The 14,650-nt window shown below is 58.9% G+C and carries 14 protein-coding genes; all 14 read right to left on the bottom strand.

Annotated elements, in window-relative coordinates; translation table 11 throughout:
* Nucleotides 1-45: 45 nt before the first annotated feature.
* Nucleotides 46-1,590 carry an IS66 family transposase gene (locus tag Q7C30_RS17350; RefSeq protein ID WP_317872227.1) on the bottom strand — a complete coding sequence of 515 codons (1,545 nt, stop codon included), beginning with the start codon at nucleotides 1,588-1,590 and terminating at the stop codon, nucleotides 46-48.
* Between the two features lie 18 nt (nucleotides 1,591-1,608).
* Nucleotides 1,609-1,968 carry an IS66 family insertion sequence element accessory protein TnpB gene (gene tnpB / locus Q7C30_RS17345; RefSeq protein ID WP_029614001.1) on the bottom strand — a complete coding sequence of 120 codons (360 nt, stop codon included), beginning with the start codon at nucleotides 1,966-1,968 and terminating at the stop codon, nucleotides 1,609-1,611.
* A 1,283-nt stretch (nucleotides 1,969-3,251) separates the two neighbouring features.
* Complete coding sequence (glmS, locus tag Q7C30_RS17340) at nucleotides 3,252-5,087, bottom strand: glutamine--fructose-6-phosphate transaminase (isomerizing) (RefSeq protein ID WP_317872226.1); 1,836 nt, start codon at nucleotides 5,085-5,087, stop codon at nucleotides 3,252-3,254.
* Between the two features lie 2 nt (nucleotides 5,088-5,089).
* A complete protein-coding gene (locus Q7C30_RS17335; RefSeq protein ID WP_039582305.1) occupies nucleotides 5,090-5,866 on the bottom strand; it encodes a DeoR family transcriptional regulator in 777 nt (258 codons plus the stop codon).
* Nucleotides 5,867-6,027: 161 nt separating this feature from the next.
* Nucleotides 6,028-7,395 carry a bifunctional UDP-N-acetylglucosamine diphosphorylase/glucosamine-1-phosphate N-acetyltransferase GlmU gene (glmU, locus tag Q7C30_RS17330; RefSeq protein WP_317872225.1) on the bottom strand — a complete coding sequence of 456 codons (1,368 nt, stop codon included), beginning with the start codon at nucleotides 7,393-7,395 and terminating at the stop codon, nucleotides 6,028-6,030.
* 121 nt (nucleotides 7,396-7,516) lie between these two features.
* Nucleotides 7,517-7,936 (bottom strand): F0F1 ATP synthase subunit epsilon, encoded by a 420-nt coding sequence (locus Q7C30_RS17325; protein ID WP_023532701.1) that lies wholly within the window; start codon nucleotides 7,934-7,936, stop codon nucleotides 7,517-7,519.
* A gap of 44 nt (nucleotides 7,937-7,980) precedes the next feature.
* Complete coding sequence (gene atpD, locus Q7C30_RS17320; protein WP_317872224.1) at nucleotides 7,981-9,357, bottom strand: F0F1 ATP synthase subunit beta; 1,377 nt, start codon at nucleotides 9,355-9,357, stop codon at nucleotides 7,981-7,983.
* 27 nt (nucleotides 9,358-9,384) lie between these two features.
* Nucleotides 9,385-10,245, bottom strand: a complete 861-nt coding sequence (gene atpG / locus Q7C30_RS17315; RefSeq protein ID WP_029612178.1) for a F0F1 ATP synthase subunit gamma — start codon at nucleotides 10,243-10,245, stop codon at nucleotides 9,385-9,387.
* Between the two features lie 49 nt (nucleotides 10,246-10,294).
* Nucleotides 10,295-11,839, bottom strand: coding sequence for a F0F1 ATP synthase subunit alpha (atpA, locus tag Q7C30_RS17310; protein WP_029612176.1), 1,545 nt, complete (start codon nucleotides 11,837-11,839; stop codon nucleotides 10,295-10,297).
* 21 nt (nucleotides 11,840-11,860) lie between these two features.
* Nucleotides 11,861-12,397: a F0F1 ATP synthase subunit delta gene (locus tag Q7C30_RS17305; protein WP_317872223.1), complete on the bottom strand. Its 537-nt coding sequence runs from the start codon at nucleotides 12,395-12,397 to the stop codon at nucleotides 11,861-11,863.
* 12 nt (nucleotides 12,398-12,409) lie between these two features.
* Entirely contained in the window at nucleotides 12,410-12,880 is a 471-nt protein-coding gene (locus Q7C30_RS17300) for a F0F1 ATP synthase subunit B (protein WP_029612173.1), read from the bottom strand.
* Nucleotides 12,881-12,937: 57 nt separating this feature from the next.
* Nucleotides 12,938-13,195, bottom strand: coding sequence for a F0F1 ATP synthase subunit C (atpE, locus tag Q7C30_RS17295; protein WP_003097235.1), 258 nt, complete (start codon nucleotides 13,193-13,195; stop codon nucleotides 12,938-12,940).
* 142 nt (nucleotides 13,196-13,337) lie between these two features.
* A complete protein-coding gene (gene atpB / locus Q7C30_RS17290) occupies nucleotides 13,338-14,207 on the bottom strand; it encodes a F0F1 ATP synthase subunit A (RefSeq protein WP_317872222.1) in 870 nt (289 codons plus the stop codon).
* Nucleotides 14,208-14,223: 16 nt separating this feature from the next.
* Entirely contained in the window at nucleotides 14,224-14,631 is a 408-nt protein-coding gene (locus Q7C30_RS17285; protein ID WP_029612170.1) for a F0F1 ATP synthase subunit I, read from the bottom strand.
* Nucleotides 14,632-14,650 lie beyond the last annotated feature (19 nt).

The raw sequence follows: 14,650 nt of genomic DNA, 5'->3' as shown, positions 1-14,650 counted from the left end.
GTACGCGATCCATAAACCCCACCTGCCCAACAGTGGGGTAACGAGTTACCGTGGCATCTCTGGCGAGCAGTTCCACGGTAGCAGCGCTTCGTAGTCTGCTACCGACGAGGCGTGCGGTAGCCGCTCTAGTACGTGGCGCAGCCACGTATAAGGCTCTTGGCCGTTGACCTTGGCGGTCTCGACCAGGCTGTAGATCTTCGCGCTGGCACTGGCGCCGTTGACGGTGTCGCTGAACAGCCAGGCCTTGCGTCCTATGACAAAGGGCTTGATCGCTCTTTCGGCCGTATTGTTATCGATGGGCAAGTAACCCGCTTCGACATAGCGCTCCAGTCGACTCCAGTTGTTCGCCAGGTAATGCACTGCCTTGCCCAACGCACTTTGTGCGGTCACCTGCGACTGGGTTTTATCCAGCCAGCTTTTCAGTTGTGTCAGGATCGGCAGGCTTTTCTCCTGTCGACCAGCAAACCGCTGTTCATCACTGACGTCCTTGAGCTCGCGCTCGATGCCGTACAGCTTGTTGATCATCGCCAGCGCGATATCGGCCCGTCCGGTTTTACCTTTGGGCTGCACTTTTTGCGCGTCCACGAACTTGCGTCGCGCATGGGCCATGCACGCCAGTCGCTCCACGCCCGGCTGCAACGCCAACGCGTTATAGCCGGCGTAATCATCAGTCATGACGTAGCCACGGTAACTCTCCAGCAAGCGCAACGGCACCTCCTGCGCACGGCTGGACGTGTAATCAAACAGCACAACTTTTCGATCCGGTGGGCCACTGGCTTGCACCCACATCCAGGATTGACTGGTCGGATCTCGATCCGGTTCTTTCAACACCTGGACACGGGTTTCATCGCAGTGAATCACTGGGCTTTCCAGCAACCGATCACGCATCAAATTAAGCAGTGGCTGGAAATGCTCGCTGCACTGGATCACCCAGCGTGCCAGCGTTTGCCGAGGGATATCGATACCGTGGCGGCTAAGTACCGTTTCAAACCGATGCAACGGTAAACCGTCGACATACTTGGTGGTCAGTAGCATGGCCAGCACGCTGGGGCTGGCCATGCTTTTCTCGATCAACTGGGCGGGCTTGTCGGCGGTCACCGGTGCGGCTTCACAGCCACGGCAAGCGTAGATCTTGCGGATATGTTTGATGACCCGGATCTGCATCGGCACGATATCCAGTTGCTCACTGGTTTCTTCCCCGATGGCATGTTTGCGGCAACCGCAAGCACAGGTCAGTTCGTGTTCGGGCAGTTCGTGGATGACTTCGATACGCGGCAGATTGGCTGACAACGGCTTGCGTTTGCCACGACGCACTGTGGGTGCAACGACTTCCTCATCGGCGTCGCCAACCAACGGCATTGGCTCGCTTTCAGGCTCATTGAACAAGGCCAACTGTGGCGTGTTGGGTTCTACGGATTGCTCGGACTTGCGTCCAAACAGACGGTCACGCAACAGCTTGATCTGTTCTTTCAGGTCGACGATGTGAGTCTGATAAGCCTGAGCGGTTTCCTCCTGACGATTGAGGGCCTCAAGCAACAGTTGCTTGAGCAAAACAGGATCATCAGGAAGGTCATTGGGCAGAGAAATCATGGCCCGGATTATACCGGGTCACGCCACGTAGCGCGGCGTCAAAACCTGATGAGGACGATTACGCCAGAGGTCAAAACCGTCGAGCAGCCAGTTGAGTTCCTGGACGGTCAGAATGATCGCCTCGTCGGTGGCGTCAGGCGATGTTTTGAAACGCTCGGATTCGAGGCGCTTGAGCCAAAGGCAGAAGCCGTTTCGTTCCCAGTAGAGGATCTTCACGCGGTTGCGCGGCTTGTTGAGAAACACGAAAAGCACGGGGTCAAACACCGCCACTTTGATATCCAGTTCGACCAGAGCGGCCAGGCCGTCAATCGACTTTCGGAAGTCGACGGGCTTGGGGTAGAGATAGACTTTTTCGACTTTGGCGTCGGGTCGCATCATGACGGGGCTGGCTCCAGAAAGAGATCGGGAGCACAGCATTGGGGATCAGCTTCGCGCTTTGAATGTGGGGTTCATGGAGCAGTTACTCCGCTACCATGCCAACAGAATTTAAAGCTTACCTTACTGCAAGACGTGGTCACACGCGTCAGAGCTGGATGACTGGTAGCCTAGCGGGGATTTGGGCCTGGCCACTGGAGCCCAACCGGTCGCCCCAAGTCGAGGAACAGCTGGAAGGGCAGCCTCAACCCGCTCGGGCTTCAATTGATGCCCCTTGCGGCGAGGGTAAGGTAGGTTACAGCAGGGATAAATTCTTGGTCGAGTATAATCGCGGTATGGATACCCTAAGTAACCTACTATATCGCTGCACATCCATGAGCTTGAGCCAAGACGATAATCCTCTTCTACAAAGTGAGTAAATCCACCACTACGCACAATATAAGTATTCCAACATGAATCGATGGGCAACCGCGTAGGCTCTAAACTTAATAGATCATTTAAAAGTTGCGCAAAGCGTTCGTAAACGATTGACACTAGTTCAAGCAGCGCGTAAGTCCGGCCGCTAGGAACAGTATACTCGCTGCTTTTGTGACCGCTCGACTCAATTTCCAATGCAATGCTATCTAAATCTTGTCTTAGCTTTTTATCAAAAACGGAGCAATCGATGCTTTTAAGTTTCTCTGTGAAAAGAAGCAAGGCAGTTTCCGCGGGAAGGTGATGCTCAATCGAGCAAATTTTTTCGAAGAACTGTGCAAGCCGCAGAGCGCGTGGATCCTCGTTCACCATAGGCTCAGCATCACCTAGGCTACGGCCGGCGCAGCCCTCCCACATCACCCGACCATGGTGTCCATCGCGCGGAGAGAATCTATGTAATGATAATAAATGAAGCTGGTTCCGGAGTACGATAAACTTCTTTTTGTTTTTAGAACACTGCTGAAAGGGAAGGAGGTATGTAAATGCAAAAGTTTGTTGTAGCCGTAACAACCACGCCACCCCAAAAGGTCTGCAATGGAATTTACTACCCAGCCATCCCAGTTAACACAATAAAGACTTTTAAGGATATCTAACTCAGGATTTTTAAGGTCAAGGTAAAGGTTTCGTTCAACATACGAACGAAGAGATTCATCTGGTTGGATTTGCAACAGCATTTTTGGCCGGTCCAGAGCTGGAGGGGGCGGGGTTGGGCGAGGGGCGGTGCTCGCAGGAGCGGAGGAGAGAGGTCTCACCGGCTCCTGCGACAGTTTTAATTCTCTAAATCCATCACCCTACATCCGACCCAGCAACCCTCACTCCACCGTCACCGACTTGGCCAGGTTACGCGGCTGGTCGACATCGGTCCCTTTCAACACGGCCACGTAGTACGACAGCAACTGCAGCGGGATGGTGTAGAGGATCGGTGCGAGGGCGTCGATGATGTGCGGCACCTTGATCACGTGAGTGCCTTCGCCGTTGCTCATGCCGGCGTTCTCGTCGGCGAACACCACCAGCTCGCCGCCACGGGCGCGGACTTCCTGCAGGTTCGACTTCAGCTTTTCCAGCAGCTCATTGTTCGGCGCAACCGTGACCACTGGCATATCGGCATCGACCAGCGCCAGCGGGCCGTGCTTGAGTTCACCGGCCGGGTACGACTCGGCGTGGATATAGGAAATTTCCTTGAGCTTGAGCGCGCCTTCCATCGCCACCGGGTACTGCGCACCGCGGCCGAGGAACAGGGTGTGGTGCTTGTCGGCGAACAGCTCGGCAGTCTTCTCGACCACGGTGTCCATGGCCAGGGCTTCGCCCAGGCGCGCCGGCAGGCGACGCAGTTCTTCGACCAGTTCGGCTTCGACACCCGCTTCCAGCGTACCGCGCACTTGGCCCAGGGCCAGGGTCAGCAGCATCAACGACACCAGCTGGGTGGTGAACGCCTTGGTGGAGGCGACGCCAATTTCCGGGCCAGCCAGGGTGAGCAGGGTCAGATCCGACTCGCGCACCAGCGAGCTGATGCCGACGTTGCAGATCGCCAGGCTGCCGAGGAAGCCCAGTTCCTTGGCGTTGCGCAGCGCCGCCAGGGTATCGGCGGTTTCGCCGGACTGGGAGATCGACACGAACAGGGTGTCCGGCTGGACGACCACCTTGCGGTAGCGGAATTCGCTGGCGACTTCGACCTGGCACGGGATGCCGGCCAGGCTTTCCAGCCAGTAGCGGGCTACCATGCCGGCGTGGTAGCTGGTGCCACAGGCGACGATCTGCACGTTGCGCACCTTGGCGAACAGCTCGGCGGCCTGCGGGCCGAACGCCTGGACCATGACATGGTCCTTGCCCAGGCGCCCTTCCAGGGTGCGTTGAACCACCGACGGTTGCTCATGGATTTCCTTGAGCATGAAGTGGCGGTAGTGGCCTTTGTCCGCCGCCTCGGCGCCTTCGTGGTACTGCACGGTCTCGCGCTGCACCGCAGCACCGGATTGGTCCCAGATGCTCACGTGATCGCGGCGGATCTCGGCGATGTCGCCTTCTTCCAGGTACATGAAACGGTCAGTGACCTGGCGCAGGGCCAGTTGGTCGGACGCGAGGAAGTTCTCGCCGTGGCCCAGGCCAATCACCAGCGGGCTGCCGCTGCGCGCGGCGACCAGACGGTCCGGCTGTCTGGCACTGATCACCGACAGGCCATAGGCGCCATGCAAGCGCTTGACCACGGCCTTGAACGCCTCGGTGAGGTCGGGGATCTGCTTGAGGGTATGGTGGATCAGGTGGACGATCACTTCGGTGTCAGTCTGCGACGCGAATACGTAGCCCAGACCTTTGAGCTCTTCACGCAGCTCTTCGTGGTTCTCGATGATGCCGTTGTGAACAACGGCCACTTCCTGACCGGAGAAGTGCGGGTGGGCATTGTGCTCCGTCGGCGCGCCGTGGGTGGCCCAGCGAGTATGCGCGATGCCCAGGTGACCATTGAGCGGTTCGGCGCTCACGGCGGCTTCCAGCTCGGCCACTTTGCCGATGCGGCGGCGGCGGTCCAACTGGCCTTCGGCGGTGATTACCGCCAGGCCGGCACTGTCATAGCCGCGGTACTCGAGACGCTTGAGGCCTTCGATGAGGATGGAGGTGATGTTACGCTCGGCGACTGCACCGACGATTCCACACATGGTCATTGCTCCTGGCTGATCGCGGCGCAGATCAGGTTGATGCCGCGGGCTTGAATCTGGTCGCGTGCCGAACTCGGCAGGCGATCGTCTGTAATAAGGGTGGTAACGCTGCCCCAAGGCAGCTCGAGATTGGGAATCTTGCGCCCGACCTTGTCCGACTCGACCATCACGATCACTTCACGGGCCACCTCGGCCATCACCCGGCTCAGGCCAAGCAGCTCGTTGAAGGTGGTGGTGCCGCGGTTCAGGTCGATGCCATCGGCACCGATGAACAGCTGATCGAAATCGTAGGAGCGCAGCACTTGCTCAGCGACCTGGCCCTGGAACGACTCCGAATGCGGATCCCAGGTGCCGCCGGTCATCAGCAACACGGGCTCATGCTCCAGCTCGCTGATGGCACGGGCCACGTTGAGCGAATTGGTCATCACCACCAGGCCGGGCTGGCGGCCCAGTTCAGGGATCATCGCGGCCGTGGTGCTGCCGCTGTCGATGATGATGCGCGCATGCTCGCGAATACCGGCTACGGCAGCGCGGGCGATGGCTTTCTTGTAGCTGGAAATGGGCTGGGCGACCCCGCCGAACATTTCTTGCGGTACCGGCACGGCGCCGCCGTAGCGGCGTAGCAGCAGCCCGTTGGTTTCGAGCGCAGCGAGGTCCTTGCGAATGGTCACTTCAGACGTTTCGAAATGCTTGGCCAATGCGTCGACGCTCACCTCGCCCTGTTCTGCGAGCAAGGCGAGGATGTTATGGCGGCGCTGGGGGGTGTTTCGTTTCGACATCTGCTTTTAAGTTTCGATTCGAAAGATAATGGGTGCAATCAAAACCTAAGATCGGCATTTCGTCAAGCTGCCCATCAACAGCTTTCACCCAGAAAACCCGCGCAAACAAAAGCCGACTTATTCACATAAGTCGGCTTGTGGATAACAGAGCTGTTGATAACTCAGTCTTTCTTGATCTTCACCGGCCTTTTCCAGCCGTCGATGTTTCGCTGACGTGCGCGGGCGACCGCCAACTGAGCAGGTTCGACCGCCTGATTGATGGTCGAGCCAGCCGCAGTGGTGGCGCCATCCTTGATTTCCACAGGCGCTACCAACGAGTTGTTCGAGCCGATGAAGACGTCCTCGCCCAGCACGGTCATGAACTTGTTGGCGCCGTCGTAGTTGCAGGTGATGGTTCCGGCACCGATGTTGGTGCGGGCACCGATCTGCGCATCGCCCAGGTACGTCAAGTGGCCGGCTTTCGCGCCTTCGCCCAGATGAGCGTTCTTCAGTTCGACGAAGTTACCCACATGGGCCTTGGCCTCCAGCACGCTCCCTGGACGCAGCCGGGCGAACGGACCGGCGTCGCTGCACTCACCCATCACCGCGCCTTCGATATGGCTGTTGGCCTTGACCACCACACCCTTGCGCAGTGTGCTGTTCTTGATCACGCAGTTCGGGCCGATCTGAACATCGTCCTCGATGACCACCTGACCTTCGAGAATGACGTTGATATCGATCAGCACGTCGCGCCCAACCGTCACCTCACCGCGCACATCGAAACGCGCCGGATCACGCAGGGTCACGCCCAGGGCCATGAGACGACGGCCTTCACGCAACTGATAGTGTCGCTCGAGTTCAGCCAGTTGGCGGCGGTCATTGGCGCCCTGCACTTCCATCGGATCGTGCGGCTGCTCGGTGGCCACCACCAGGCCGTCGGACACAGCCATGGCGATCACGTCGGTGAGGTAGTACTCGCCTTGGGCATTGTTGTTGGACAAGCGGCCCATCCAGTCGGCCAGGCGCGCGGCGGGCATCGCGAGAATGCCGGTGTTGCCTTCCTTGATCGCCTTCTGCGCATCGCTGGCGTCCTTGTGTTCGACGATGGCTGTCACCTGGCCCTGTTCGTCGCGCACGATACGGCCGTAGCCGGTCGGATCCTCGAGGTTCACGGTCAGCAGGCCCAGTTGGCGCTCGTCGACCTTCGCCAGCAGACGCTGCAGCGTTTGCACCTCGATCAGCGGCACGTCGCCGTAGAGCACCAGCACGGTGTCGGCCGTGATCGCCGGCAACGCCTGGGCGACCGCATGACCCGTACCCAGTTGCTTGTCCTGCATGACGAAATTCAGGTCGTCGGCCGCCAGGGATTCGCGCACGCGTTCGGCGCCATGGCCGATGACCACATGGATGCCATTGGGCTGCAGTTGACGGGCGCTGTGGATAACGTGGCCAAGCATGGAATTGCCAGCGACCGGGTGCAGCACCTTGGGCAGCGCCGAGCGCATGCGAGTGCCTTGGCCTGCGGCGAGAATAACGATATCGAGTGACATTGACTGGCTACCAATCCTGGGCGGTCAGGGATGTGACCGAGGGGGGAAATCGGGAAAAGAAAAAGGGTAGCCGAGGCTACCCTTTAACTCAATCGCAACGCAGATCACCGGCAGGACCGGATCACTTGCCTCTGCGCATTTGCTGGACAGTGCGCAGCTGAGCCGCAGCCTCGGCCAGACGTGCGGCGGCAGCGCCGTAGTCGAAGTCCGAACCTTTGGTGTTCAGCGCGTTCTCGGCAGCCTTGAGGGCTTCCTGAGCCTGAGCTTCGTCCAGGTCGGCAGCGCGTTGCACGGTGTCGGCGAGAACCTTGACCATGTTCGGCTGCACTTCGAGGAAGCCACCGGAGATGTAGTACACCTCTTGAGTGCCACCCTGCTTGGTCAGCGTGATCGGACCCGGCTTGAGATTGGTGATCAGCGGCGCGTGGCCTGGTGCGATACCCAGATCGCCCAAGTTACCGTGCGCTACTACCATCTCGACCAGACCGGAGAAGATCTCCCCTTCCGCGCTGACGATATCGCAATGGACTGTCATAGCCATCTGCTTGCCTCAACCTGATTAGCGCCCCTTGCGGGGCGCCGGGATTACAGTTTCTTGGCTTTCTCGATCGCTTCGTCGATGCTGCCGACCATGTAGAACGCTTGTTCTGGCAGGTGGTCGTAGTCACCTTTGAGGATACCGCTGAAGCCAGCGATGGTGTCCTTGAGCGAAACGTACTTGCCTGGCGCGCCGGTGAAGACTTCGGCCACGAAGAACGGCTGCGACAGGAAGCGCTGGATCTTACGAGCGCGAGCAACCAGTTGCTTGTCGGTCTCCGACAGTTCGTCCATGCCCAGGATCGCGATGATGTCCTTCAGCTCTTTGTAACGCTGCAGAACGTACTGGACCTGACGGGCAGTTTCGTAGTGCTCGTTGCCGATCACGTTCGGGTCCAACTGACGCGAAGTCGAGTCCAGTGGGTCGACGGCCGGGTAGATACCCAGCGAGGCGATGTCACGGGACAGAACGACGGTGGCGTCCAAGTGGGCGAAGGTGGTCGCTGGCGACGGGTCGGTCAAGTCGTCCGCAGGCACGTAGACGGCCTGGATCGAGGTGATCGAACCTTCCTTGGTCGAAGTGATGCGCTCTTGCAGAACGCCCATTTCTTCGGCCAGGGTCGGCTGGTAGCCTACTGCGGAAGGCATACGGCCCAGCAGCGCGGATACTTCGGTACCGGCCAGGGTGTAACGATAGATGTTGTCGACGAACAGCAGAACGTCGTTACCTTCGTCACGGAACTTCTCGGCCATGGTCAGGCCGGTCAGCGCGACGCGCAGACGGTTTCCTGGTGGCTCGTTCATCTGACCGTAGACCAGCGCTACTTTGTCGAGAACGTTGGAGTCCTTCATCTCGTGGTAGAAGTCGTTACCCTCACGAGTACGCTCGCCCACACCGGCGAACACGGAATAACCGCTGTGCTCGATGGCGATGTTACGGATCAGTTCCATCATGTTGACGGTCTTGCCGACACCGGCACCACCGAACAGACCGACCTTACCACCCTTGGCGAACGGGCAAACCAGGTCGATAACCTTGATGCCGGTTTCCAGCAGGTCGTTGCCGCCTGCCTGGTCAGCGAACGAAGGCGCTGGCTGGTGGATACCGCGACGCTCTTCTTCGCCGATCGGACCGGCTTCGTCGATCGGGTTGCCGAGGACGTCCATGATACGGCCCAGCGTGGCCTTACCCACCGGAACGGAAATGGCCGCGCCAGTATCGACGACGTCCAGACCGCGCTTCAGACCTTCGGTCGAGCCCATCGCGATGGTACGAACCACGCCGTCGCCCAGCTGCTGCTGGACTTCCAGGGTGGTTTGCGCGCCTTGAACTTTCAGCGCGTTGTAAACACTCGGCACGACGTCACGTGGGAATTCCACGTCGATGACGGCGCCGATGATTTGAACGATACGTCCGCTACTCATAGCTGGATCCTCTGAATATGTGAACCGTTAAACCGCGGCAGCGCCGCCGACGATTTCCGAGATCTCCTGGGTGATCGCAGCCTGACGCGCCTTGTTGTAGATCAGCTGGAGTTCGCTGATCAGGTCACCGGCGTTGTCTGTGGCGTTCTTCATGGCGATCATCCGGGCCGCTTGTTCAGCAGCGTTGTTCTCGACCACCGCCTGGTACACCTGCGACTCCACGTAACGCACCATCAAGCCATCCAGCAGCTCTTTTGCGTCGGGTTCGTACAGGTAGTCCCAGTGGTGCTTGAGTTCCTGATCCGGGGTTGCCACCAACGGTACCAACTGCTCGACCGTCGGTTTTTGGGTCATGGTGTTGATGAACTTGTTCGAAACCACCGAGAGGCGATCGATACGGCCGTCGAGGTAGGCGTCCAGCATCACTTTGACGGAGCCGATCAGATCGTTGATCGATGGCTCTTCGCCCAAGTGGCTGATCGCGGCTACGACGTTGCCGCCAAAGATGCGGAAGAAAGTCGCACCTTTGCTGCCGATCACGCACAGGTCGATTTCAACGCCCTGTTCGCGGTTTTCGTTCATGTCCTTGACCAGGGCCTTGAACAGGTTGGTGTTCAAGCCACCGCACAGACCACGGTCACTGCTCACCACGATATAACCGACGCGCTTTACAGGGCGCTCGATCATGAACGGGTGACGATATTCCGGGTTGGCGTTGGCCAGATGACCGATCACCTGGCGGATACGCTCCGCGTAAGGACGGCTAGCAGCCATGCGCAGTTGTGCCTTGCGCATTTTGCTGACCGCCACTTTCTCCATGGCGCTGGTAATTTTTTGCGTGCTTTTGATGCTCGCAATCTTACTGCGAATCTCTTTTGCGCCTGCCATGTATCACCTATCAGGTTAGCAAGCGGGGGCCAGAAGCCCCCGCTGCGGCTTACCAGGTCTGGGTGGCCTTGAACTTCTCGATACCGGCTTTCATGCCAGCGTCGATTTCGTCGTTGAAGTCACCTTTCACGTTGATCTTGGCCAACAGCTCGGCGTGATCGCGGTGGAAGTAGGCGATCAGCGCTTGCTCGAAGCTGCCGACCTTGGAGACTTCTACGTCGGTCAGGAAACCACGCTCGGCGGCATACAGCGACAGAGCCATGTCGGCGATCGACATCGGCGCATACTGCTTCTGCTTCATCAGCTCGGTAACGCGCTGACCGTGTTCCAGCTGCTTGCGGGTCGCTTCGTCCAGATCGGACGCGAACTGGGCGAAGGCCGCCAGTTCACGGTACTGAGCCAGCGCGGTACGGATACCGCCGGACAGCTTCTTGATGATCTTGGTCTGAGCGGCACCACCGACGCGCGATACCGAAACACCGGCGTTCACTGCAGGGCGGATGCCCGAGTTGAACATGGCCGATTCCAGGAAGATCTGACCGTCGGTGATGGAAATCACGTTGGTCGGAACGAACGCGGAAACGTCGCCAGCCTGGGTTTCGATGATCGGCAGGGCGGTCAGCGAGCCGGTCTTGCCGGTGACTGCGCCATTGGTGAACTTCTCGACGTACTCTTCCGAAACGCGCGAAGCACGCTCCAGCAGACGGGAGTGGAGATAGAACACGTCGCCTGGGTACGCTTCACGTCCTGGCGGACGGCGCAGCAGCAGGGAGATCTGACGGTAGGCAACGGCCTGCTTGGACAGGTCATCGTAGACGATCAGAGCGTCTTCGCCGCGGTCACGGAAGAACTCGCCCATGGTGCAGCCGGCGTAAGGTGCCAGGAACTGCAGTGCGGCGGATTCCGAGGCGCTGGCGGCAACCACGATGGTGTTGGCCAGGGCGCCGGCTTCTTCCAGCTTGCGCACGACGTTGGCGATGGTCGACTGCTTCTGGCCGACGGCCACGTAGACGCAGAAGATGCCGCTGTCTTTCTGGTTGATGATCGCGTCGACCGCCATGGCGGTCTTACCGATCTGACGATCACCGATGATCAGCTCGCGCTGACCACGGCCAACCGGGATCATGGCGTCGACCGACTTGTAGCCAGTCTGCACAGGCTGGTCGACCGACTTACGCCAGATCACGCCTGGAGCCACTTTCTCGACCGCGTCGGTCTCGGTGTTGTTCAGCGGACCTTTGCCGTCGATCGGGTTGCCCAGGGCATCGACCACACGACCCAGCAGTTCCTTACCCACAGGAACTTCCAGGATGCGGCCGGTGCACTTGGCGGACATGCCTTCGGCGAGGGAGGTGTAAGCGCCCAGTACCACCGCACCCACGGAGTCTTGCTCCAGGTTCAGTGCCATACCGTAGACGCCGCCCGGGAACTCGATCATTTCGCCGTACATGACGTCGGCCAGACCGTGAATGCGAACGATACCGTCGGAAACGCTGACGACGGTACCTTCGTTGCGGGCTTGGGAGCCGACATCGAGTTTCTCGATGCGACCCTTGATGATTTCACTAATTTCGGAAGGATTGAGTTGCTGCATTGCTCTGCTGCCCCTTCAAACTCAAGATTTCAATGCTTCGGCCAGTTTCGCGATTTTGCCGCGAACAGAGCCATCGATTACCAGGTCGCCGGCGCGGATGACGACGCCGCCGATCAGGCTGGCATCCTCCGACGCGTGCAGGCGCACTTCCCGGCTGAGCCGTGCACTGAGAACCTTGGCGAGTTTGTCTTGCTGTTCTTGGTTCAACGCAAAAGCACTGGTGACTTCCACGTCCACGGATTTCTCCTGCTCGGCCTTGTACAGGTCGAACAGGGTGGCAATCTCCGGCAGAAGCAGGAGACGGTCGTTTTCCGCGGCAACATGAATGAAATTCTGTGCCTGTGCATCGAACTTGTCACCGCACACTTCAATGAATGCGGCGGCCTTGTCTGCGCTAGTCAGTTGCGGGGCCTTGAGCAGGCGCTGCATGGTGTCGTCTTGCGACACCGCAGCAGCCAGGCCGAGCATGGCTGACCAATTGGCCAGTTGCTGATGGGCCTGGGCATGCTCGAAGGCAGCCTTAGCGTAAGGTCGGGCCAACGTGGTCAGTTCTGCCATGATCGCCCTCGCTTAAATTTCAGCGGCCAGTTTGTTAACCAGCTCCGCATGCGCGTTTTGATCGATTGTGGCGCCAAGGATCTTTTCAGCACCGCCAACGGCCAGGGCACCCACTTGGGCACGCAGGGCGTCTTTGACGCTGTTCAGTTCCTGTTCGATCTCGGCCTGAGCCTGAGCCTTCACACGGTCAGCTTCGACGCGGGCCTGATCACGGGCTTCCTCGACAAGCTGAGCAGCGCGTTTCTTGCTTTGCTCAATGATTTCGGCTGCCTGTGCTTTCGCTTCACGCAGTTGCTGACCCGCTTTCTCTTGGGCCAGCTCCAGGTCGCGAGCTGCGCGGTTGGCAGCGTCCAAGCCGTCTGCAATCTTCTTCTGGCGCTCGTGCAGAGCAGTGATGACCGGAGGCCATACGTACTTCATGCAGAACAGCACAAAAATCAGAAAAGCAACGGATTGGCCAATCAGGGTTGCATTAATGTTCACGCCAACACCTCGCTCGGTCTTTGTCCATCACACCAATCAACTCGTAGGAACGAGTGATTAGCCGGCGATCTGACCAACGAAGGGGTTCGCGAAGGTGAAGAACAGAGCGATACCAACACCGATCATGGTGACGGCGTCGAGCAGACCGGCAACGATGAACATCTTGACCTGCAGCATCGGAACCATCTCAGGCTGACGAGCAGCGCCTTCCAGGAACTTGCCGCCCAGCAGGCCGAAACCAATGGCGGTACCCAGAGCACCCAGGCCGATCAGCAGAGCAACAGCGATAGCGGTCAGACCAACTACAGTTTCCATCTTTCCTCCCGACTTTTACGTCGTATTGGTTAGGTTTTTAGTTTGAAGCGGTAAAACAAATCGTTGAAACAACGGCCCTTGCGGACTTTTTCAGCCCTGCCCCCGAACCGGCGGACAAGGCTATCAGACACGCCAGGCGGTCTTAATGGCTATCTTCGTGAGCCATCGACAGATAGACGATGGTGAGCATCATGAAGATGAAAGCTTGCAGCGTGATGATCAGGATGTGGAACACCGCCCACGCCCACTGCAGTACCACACCCAGGCCGCTGAGCCAGAGGATGCCGGCGCCGAACATCACGGCGATGAGGATGAACACCAGCTCGCCGGCGTACATGTTGCCGAACAGACGCAGTGCCAGGGAGATCGGCTTGGCGATCAGGGTGACGAATTCCAGCAGGAAGTTCACCGGGATCAGCAGGATCTGCACGAAGATGTTCTTGCTGCCGAACGGGTGCAGGGTGAGCTCGCCGATGAAGCCGCCGAAGCCTTTGATCTTGATGCTGTAGAAGATGATCAAGGCGAACACGCTGAAGGCCATGGCCAGCGTGGCATTCGGGTCGGTGGTGGACACGGCACGGAACGGAATGTGCGGATCACCGGAAATCAGGATAGCCAGCTGCGGAATCCAGTCGACCGGAACCAAGTCGATGGCGTTCATCAGGAACACCCAGACGAAGATGGTCAGCGCCAGCGGTGCGATGACCGCGCTGCGACCGTGGAACGAGTCCTTCACGCTGCCGTGAACGAAGTCGACCAGCACTTCGACGAAGTTCTGCAGGGCGCCCGGCTGACCGGAAGTGGCCTTCTTGGCCGCCATGCGGAAGATGAACAGGAAGATCAGACCCAGCGCGACGGACCAACCCAGCGTATCCAGGTGGAACGCCCAGAAGCCCATTGCCTTGGCTTCTGCAGCCGAATGGGCGAAGCCCCAGCTGCCGTCTGGTAGTTGACCGTAGGTCAGGTTCTGCAAGTGGTGCTGGATATAGCCCGAAGCGGTTTCTGCTGCCATGGTTGCCTCAAACGCCCTAAGGTCTCGAAAGTCTTGTATTCATCAGCAGTGGCGCGAACCAGCTGACCATCAAGGTCAGCAGGAAGACGCCGAATACTGCTAACGGCGCCAGTGGCTTCACTCCTGCAAAGGTCAGTGCGAACAGCACTGCCGTCAAAATCAATTTGCCTGCCTCGCCTGCGTAAAACGACTTGACGATGGCCGGCGCCGCCCGGGCTCCGCTGAAGCGAAAAGCCTTCCAGGCGAAATACACGTTGGGCAGCCAGCCGATCAAACCACCACACAGGCCTGAATAACCGCTGACCTTGCCCTGCCATTGCCACAACACCAACGTTGCCAGCAATAACACCCCAAATTGAGCCAGCAGCACCGGGAAAACTGCCCAACGATGGAAAGGCAGGCGGTTTGGCGTGCGTATTTCCATCGCTACTGCTCCTCGAAAG

Origin of the sequence: Pseudomonas sp. RAC1 (assembly GCF_030658255.1) — a bacterium.
GTDB classification, from domain to species: domain Bacteria; phylum Pseudomonadota; class Gammaproteobacteria; order Pseudomonadales; family Pseudomonadaceae; genus Aquipseudomonas; species Aquipseudomonas boreofloridensis.
Note: the sequence above shows the minus strand (reverse complement) of the source record. Positions and strands in the feature narration are given on the sequence as shown.

Coding starts and splice junctions, on each gene's coding strand:
- atpG (WP_029612178.1), bottom strand. CDS start 10,245: ATGGCAGGCGCAAAAGAGATTCGCAGTAAGATTGCGAGCATCAAAAGC.
- atpE (WP_003097235.1), bottom strand. CDS start 13,195: ATGGAAACTGTAGTTGGTCTGACCGCTATCGCTGTTGCTCTGCTGATC.
- Q7C30_RS17325 (WP_023532701.1), bottom strand. CDS start 7,936: ATGGCTATGACAGTCCATTGCGATATCGTCAGCGCGGAAGGGGAGATC.
- Q7C30_RS17305 (WP_317872223.1), bottom strand. CDS start 12,397: ATGGCAGAACTGACCACGTTGGCCCGACCTTACGCTAAGGCTGCCTTC.
- glmS (WP_317872226.1), bottom strand. CDS start 5,087: ATGTGTGGAATCGTCGGTGCAGTCGCCGAGCGTAACATCACCTCCATC.
- atpB (WP_317872222.1), bottom strand. CDS start 14,207: ATGGCAGCAGAAACCGCTTCGGGCTATATCCAGCACCACTTGCAGAAC.
- Q7C30_RS17350 (WP_317872227.1), bottom strand. CDS start 1,590: ATGATTTCTCTGCCCAATGACCTTCCTGATGATCCTGTTTTGCTCAAG.
- Q7C30_RS17335 (WP_039582305.1), bottom strand. CDS start 5,866: ATGTCGAAACGAAACACCCCCCAGCGCCGCCATAACATCCTCGCCTTG.
- tnpB (WP_029614001.1), bottom strand. CDS start 1,968: ATGATGCGACCCGACGCCAAAGTCGAAAAAGTCTATCTCTACCCCAAG.
- atpA (WP_029612176.1), bottom strand. CDS start 11,839: ATGCAGCAACTCAATCCTTCCGAAATTAGTGAAATCATCAAGGGTCGC.
- atpD (WP_317872224.1), bottom strand. CDS start 9,357: ATGAGTAGCGGACGTATCGTTCAAATCATCGGCGCCGTCATCGACGTG.
- Q7C30_RS17285 (WP_029612170.1), bottom strand. CDS start 14,631: ATGGAAATACGCACGCCAAACCGCCTGCCTTTCCATCGTTGGGCAGTT.
- glmU (WP_317872225.1), bottom strand. CDS start 7,395: ATGTCACTCGATATCGTTATTCTCGCCGCAGGCCAAGGCACTCGCATG.